Consider the following 5,513-nt stretch of genomic DNA (forward strand, 5'->3'; position numbering starts at 1 on the left):
ACCTGACTATTCCACTGCAACAACTGAACGGACTGGAAACACTGGTCATAATCATGGTGGCGAATAAGTACGCGTTCTTGCAAATCACCAGAAGGCGGTTCCTGAATGAATGGGAAGCCTTCAAGAAGGTGATAAGCAGGAGAAACATACGAAGGCGCATAACGATACCACTGACCCTCAGCAATCTTAAACTTCTTAGACGAATCACCAGAACGGAAAACATCCTTCATAGAAATTTCACGCGGCGGCAAGTTGCCATACAAAACAGGGTCGCCAGCAATATCGGTATAAGTCAAAGCACCTTTAGCGTTAAGGTACTGAATCTCTTTAGTCGCAGTAGGCGGAAAACGAACAAGCGCAAGAGTAAACATAGTGCCATGCTCAGGAACAAAGAAACGCGGCACAGAATGTTTATAGGTCTGTTGAACACGACCAGAAAACTGGCCTAACGACGTTTGGTCAGTTCCATCAACATCATAGCCAGATGCCCAGAGATTAGAGCGCATGACAAGTAAAGGACGGTTGTCAGCGTCATAAGAGGTTTTACCTCCAAATGAAGAAATAACATCATGGTAACGCTGCATGAAGTAATCACGTTCTTGGTCAGTATGCAAATTAGCATAAGCAGCTTGCAGACCCATAATGTCAATAGATGTGGTAGAAGTCGTCATTTGGCGAGAAAGCTCAGTCTCAGGAGGAAGCGGAGCAGTCCAAATGTTTTTGAGATGGCAGCAACGGAAACCATAACGAGCATCATCTTGATTAAGCTCATTAGGGTTAGCCTCGGTACGGTCAGGCATCCACGGCGCTTTAAAATAGTTGTTATAGATATTCAAATAACCCTGAAACAAATGCTTAGGGATTTTATTGGTATCAGGGTTAATCGTGCCAAGAAAAGCGGCATGGTCAATATAACCAGTAGTGTTAACAGTCGGGAGAGGAGTGGCATTAACACCATCCTTCATGAACTTAATCCACTGTTCACCATAAACGTGACGATGAGGGACATAAAAAGTAAAAATGTCTACAGTAGAGTCAATAGCAAGGCCACGACGCAATGGAGAAAGACGGAGAGCGCCAACGGCGTCCATCTCGAAGGAGTCGCCAGCGATAACCGGAGTAGTTGAAATGGTAATAAGACGACCAATCTGACCAGCAAGGAAGCCAAGATGGGAAAGGTCATGCGGCATACGCTCGGCGCCAGTTTGAATATTAGACATAATTTATCCTCAAGTAAGGGGCCGAAGCCCCTGCAATTAAAATTGTTGACCACCTACATACCAAAGACGAGCGCCTTTACGCTTGCCTTTAGTACCTCGCAACGGCTGCGGACGACCAGGGCGAGCGCCAGAACGTTTTTTACCTTTAGACATTACATCACTCCTTCTGCACGTAATTTTTGACGCACGTTTTCTTCTGCGTCAGTAAGAACGTCAGTGTTTCCTGCGCGTACACGCAAGGTAAACGCGAACAATTCAGCGGCTTTAACCGGACGCTCGACGCCATTAATAATGTTTTCCGTAAATTCAGCGCCTTCCATGATGAGACAGGCCGTTTGAATGTTGACGGGATGAACATAATAAGCAATGACGGCAGCAATAAACTCAACAGGAGCAGGAAAGCGAGGGTATCCTACAAAGTCCAGCGTACCATAAACGCAAGCCTCAACGCAGCGACGAGCACGAGAGCGGTCAGTAGCAATCCAAACTTTGTTACTCGTCAGAAAATCGAAATCATCTTCGGTTAAATCCAAAACGGCAGAAGCCTGAATGAGCTTAATAGAGGCCAAAGCGGTCTGGAAACGTACGGATTGTTCAGTAACTTGACTCATGATTTCTTACCTATTAGTGGTTGAACAGCATCGGACTCAGATAGTAATCCACGCTCTTTTAAAATGTCAACAAGAGAATCTCTACCATGAACAAAATGTGACTCATATCTAAACCAGTCCTTGACGAACGTGCCAAGCATATTAAGCCACTTCTCCTCATCCAACGCGTCAGTTTTTGACAGAATCGTTAGTTGATGGCGAAAGGTCGCAAAGTAAGAGCTTCTCGAGCTGCGCAAGGATAGGTCGAATTTTCTCATTTTCCGCCAGCAGTCCACTTCGATTTAATTCGTAAACAAGCAGTAGTAATTCCTGCTTTATCAAGATAATTTTTCGACTCATCAGAAATATCCGAAAGTGTTAACTTCTGCGTCATGGAAGCGATAAAACTCTGCAGGTTGGATACGCCAATCATTTTTATCGAAGCGCGCATAAATTTGAGCAGATTTGTCGTCACAGGTTGCGCCGCCAAAACGTCGGCTACAGTAACTTTTCCCAGCCTCAATCTCATCTCTCTTTTTGCGTTCTGCTTCAATATCTGGTTGAACGGCGTCGCGTCGTAACCCAGCTTGGTAAGTTGGATTAAGCACTCCGTGGACAGATTTGTCATTGTGAGCATTTTCATCCCGAAGTTGCGGCTCATTCTGATTCTGAACAGCTTCTTGGGAAGTAGCGACAGCTTGGTTTTTAGTGAGTTGTTCCATTCTTTAGCTCCTAGACCTTTAGCAGCAAGGTCCATATCTGACTTTTTGTTAACGTATTTAGCCACATAGAAACCAACAGCCATATAACTGGTAGCTTTAAGCGGCTCACCTTTAGCATCAACAGGCCACAACCAACCAGAACGTGAAAAAGCGTCCTGCGTGTAGCGAACTGCGATGGGCATACTGTAACCATAAGGCCACGTATTTTGCAAGCTATTTAACTGGCGGCGATTGCGTACCCGACGACCAAAATTAGGGTCAACGCTACCTGTAGGAAGTGTCCGCATAAAGTGCACCGCATGGAAATGAAGACGGCCATTAGCTGTACCATACTCAGGCACACAAAAATACTGATAGCAGTCGGCGTGTGAATCATTAGCCTTGCGACCCTCGGCAGCAAGAACCATACGACCAATATCACGAAAATAGTCACGCAAAGCATTGGGATTATCATAAAACGCCTCTAATCGGTCGTCAGCCAACGTGAGAGTGTCAAAAACGATAAACCAACCATCAGCATGAGCCTGTCGCATTGCATTCATCAAACGCTGAATAGCAAAGCCTCTACGCGATTTCATAGTGGAGGCCTCCAGCAATCTTGAACACTCATCCTTAATACCTTTCTTTTTGGGGTAATTATACTCATCGCGAATATCCTTAAGAGGGCGTTCAGCAGCCAGCTTGCGGCAAAACTGCGTAACCGTCTTCTCGTTCTCTAAAAACCATTTTTCGTCCCCTTCGGGGCGGTGGTCTATAGTGTTATTAATATCAAGTTGGGGGAGCACATTGTAGCATTGTGCCAATTCATCCATTAACTTCTCAGTAACAGATACAAACTCATCACGAACGTCAGAAGCAGCCTTATGGCCGTCAACATACATATCACCATTATCGAACTCAACGCCCTGCATACGAAAAGACAGAATCTCTTCCAAGAGCTTGATGCGGTTATCCATCTGCTTATGGAAGCCAAGCATTGGGGATTGAGAAAGAGTAGAAATGCCACAAGCCTCAATAGCAGGTTTAAGAGCCTCGATACGCTCAAAGTCAAAATAATCAGCGTGACATTCAGAAGGGTAATAAGAACGAACCATAAAAAAGCCTCCAAGATTTGGAGGCATGAAAACATACAATTGGGAGGGTGTCAATCCTGACGGTTATTTCCTAGACAAATTAGAGCCAATACCATCAGCTTTACCGTCTTTCCAGAAATTGTTCCAAGTATCGGCAACAGCTTTATCAATACCATGAAAAATATCAACCACACCAGAAGCAGCATCAGTGACGACATTAGAAATATCCTTTGCAGTAGCGCCAATATGAGAAGAGCCATACCGCTGATTCTGCGTTTGCTGATGAACTAAGTCAACCTCAGCACTAACCTTGCGAGTCATTTCTTTGATTTGGTCATTGGTAAAATACTGACCAGCCGTTTGAGCTTGAGTAAGCATTTGGCGCATAATCTCGGAAACCTGCTGTTGCTTGGAAAGATTGGTGTTTTCCATAATAGACGCAACGCGAGCAGTAGACTCCTTCTGTTGATAAGCAAGCATCTCATTTTGTGCATATACCTGGTCTTTCGTATTCTGGCGTGAAGTCGCCGACTGAATGCCAGCAATCTCTTTTTGAGTCTCATTTTGCATCTCGGCAATCTCTTTCTGATTGTCCAGTTGCATTTTAGTAAGCTCTTTTTGATTCTCAAATCCGGCGTCAACCATACCAGCAGAGGAAGCATCAGCACCAGCACGCTCCCAAGCATTAAGCTCAGGAAATGCAGCAGCAAGATAATCACGAGTATCCTTTCCTTTATCAGCGGCAGACTTGCCACCAAGTCCAACCAAATCAAGCAACTTATCAGAAACGGCAGAAGTGCCAGCCTGCAACGTACCTTCAAGAAGTCCTTTACCAGCTTTAGCCATAGCACCAGAAACAAAACTAGGGACGGCCTCATCAGGGTTAGGAACATTAGAGCCTTGAATGGCAGATTTAATACCAGCATCACCCATGCCTACAGTATTGTTATCGGTAGCAAGCACATCACCTTGAATGCCACCGGAGGCGGCTTTTTGACCGCCTCCAAACAATTTAGACATGGCGCCACCAGCAAGAGCAGAAGCAATACCGCCAGCAATAGCACCAAACATAAATCACCTCACTTAAGTGGCTGGAGACAAATAATCTCTTTAATAACCTGATTCAGCGAAACCAATCCGCGGCATTTAGTAGCGGTAAAGTTAGACCAAACCATGAAACCAACATAAACATTATTGCCCGGCGTACGGGGAAGGACGTCAATAGTCACACAGTCCTTGACGGTATAATAACCACCATCATGGCGACCATCCAAAGGATAAACATCATAGGCAGTCGGGAGGGTAGTCGGAACCGAAGAAGACTCAAAGCGAACCAAACAGGCAAAAAATTTAGGGTCGGCATCAAAAGCAATATCAGCACCAACAGAAACAACCTGATTAGCGGCGTTGACAGATGTATCCATCTGAATGCAATGAAGAAAACCACCATTACCAGCATTAACCGTCAAACTATCAAAATATAACGTTGACGATGTAGCTTTAGGTGTCTGTAAAACAGGTGCCGAAGAAGCTGGAGTAACAGAAGTGAGAACCAGCTTATCAGAAAAAAAGTTTGAATTATGGCGAGAAATAAAAGTCTGAAACATGATTAAACTCCTAAGCAGAAAACCTACCGCGCTTCGCTTGGTCAACCCCTCAGCGGCAAAAATTAAAATTTTTACCGCTTCGGCGTTATAACCTCACACTCAATCTTTTATCACGAAGTCATGATTGAATCGCGAGTGGTCGGCAGATTGCGATAAACGGTCACATTAAATTTAACCTGACTATTCCACTGCAACAACTGAACGGACTGGAAACACTGGTCATAATCATGGTGGCGAATAAGTACGCGTTCTTGCAAATCACCAGAAGGCGGTTCCTGAATGAATGGGAAGCCTTCAAGAA

9 protein-coding genes are annotated in these 5,513 nt (G+C 44.7%); all 9 read right to left on the reverse strand.

Annotated elements, in window-relative coordinates; genetic code table 11:
- Positions 1–1,220: major capsid protein (locus tag GMA8713_RS28860; protein ID WP_032277510.1), on the reverse strand; the 1,220-nt coding region annotated here is incomplete at its 3' end.
- Between the two features lie 36 nt (positions 1,221–1,256).
- Complete coding sequence (locus tag GMA8713_RS28865) at positions 1,257–1,373, reverse strand: phage DNA packaging protein J (RefSeq protein WP_000033471.1); 117 nt, start codon at positions 1,371–1,373, stop codon at positions 1,257–1,259.
- Complete coding sequence (locus tag GMA8713_RS28870) at positions 1,373–1,831, reverse strand: scaffolding protein D (RefSeq protein ID WP_000084700.1); 459 nt, start codon at positions 1,829–1,831, stop codon at positions 1,373–1,375. The genes GMA8713_RS28865 and GMA8713_RS28870 overlap by 1 nt, the downstream gene beginning before the upstream one ends.
- On the reverse strand, positions 1,828–2,067 hold the full coding sequence (locus GMA8713_RS28875; protein ID WP_016670801.1) for a phage DNA packaging protein C: 240 nt from the start codon (positions 2,065–2,067) through the stop codon (positions 1,828–1,830). Before GMA8713_RS28875 ends, GMA8713_RS28870 begins: the two co-directional genes overlap by 4 nt.
- Positions 2,000–2,152 (reverse strand): hypothetical protein, encoded by a 153-nt coding sequence (locus tag GMA8713_RS28880; protein WP_435988044.1) that lies wholly within the window; start codon positions 2,150–2,152, stop codon positions 2,000–2,002. Before GMA8713_RS28880 ends, GMA8713_RS28875 begins: the two co-directional genes overlap by 68 nt.
- Positions 2,085–3,626: a replication endonuclease gene (locus tag GMA8713_RS28885; RefSeq protein WP_000252566.1), complete on the reverse strand. Its 1,542-nt coding sequence runs from the start codon at positions 3,624–3,626 to the stop codon at positions 2,085–2,087. Before GMA8713_RS28885 ends, GMA8713_RS28880 begins: the two co-directional genes overlap by 68 nt.
- A gap of 63 nt (positions 3,627–3,689) precedes the next feature.
- Positions 3,690–4,676, reverse strand: coding sequence for a Minor spike protein (locus tag GMA8713_RS28890; protein ID WP_000466547.1), 987 nt, complete (start codon positions 4,674–4,676; stop codon positions 3,690–3,692).
- Positions 4,677–4,684: 8 nt separating this feature from the next.
- Positions 4,685–5,212, reverse strand: a complete 528-nt coding sequence (locus GMA8713_RS28895) for a hypothetical protein (RefSeq protein WP_000487867.1) — start codon at positions 5,210–5,212, stop codon at positions 4,685–4,687.
- Between the two features lie 110 nt (positions 5,213–5,322).
- The coding region (locus GMA8713_RS28900) for a major capsid protein (protein WP_269747468.1) at positions 5,323–5,513 on the reverse strand (191 nt) is incomplete at its 5' end.

The organism is Grimontia marina (assembly GCF_900060185.1).
Lineage (GTDB): Bacteria > Pseudomonadota > Gammaproteobacteria > Enterobacterales > Vibrionaceae > Enterovibrio > Enterovibrio marinus.

Bases quoted from the DNA above. Each gene is read 5' to 3' on its own strand.
- GMA8713_RS28865 (WP_000033471.1), bottom strand. From the start codon at position 1,373: ATGTCTAAAGGTAAAAAACGTTCTGGCGCTCGCCCTGGTCGTCCGCAG.
- GMA8713_RS28870 (WP_000084700.1), bottom strand. From the start codon at position 1,831: ATGAGTCAAGTTACTGAACAATCCGTACGTTTCCAGACCGCTTTGGCC.
- GMA8713_RS28885 (WP_000252566.1), bottom strand. From the start codon at position 3,626: ATGGTTCGTTCTTATTACCCTTCTGAATGTCACGCTGATTATTTTGAC.
- GMA8713_RS28890 (WP_000466547.1), bottom strand. From the start codon at position 4,676: ATGTTTGGTGCTATTGCTGGCGGTATTGCTTCTGCTCTTGCTGGTGGC.
- GMA8713_RS28895 (WP_000487867.1), bottom strand. From the start codon at position 5,212: ATGTTTCAGACTTTTATTTCTCGCCATAATTCAAACTTTTTTTCTGAT.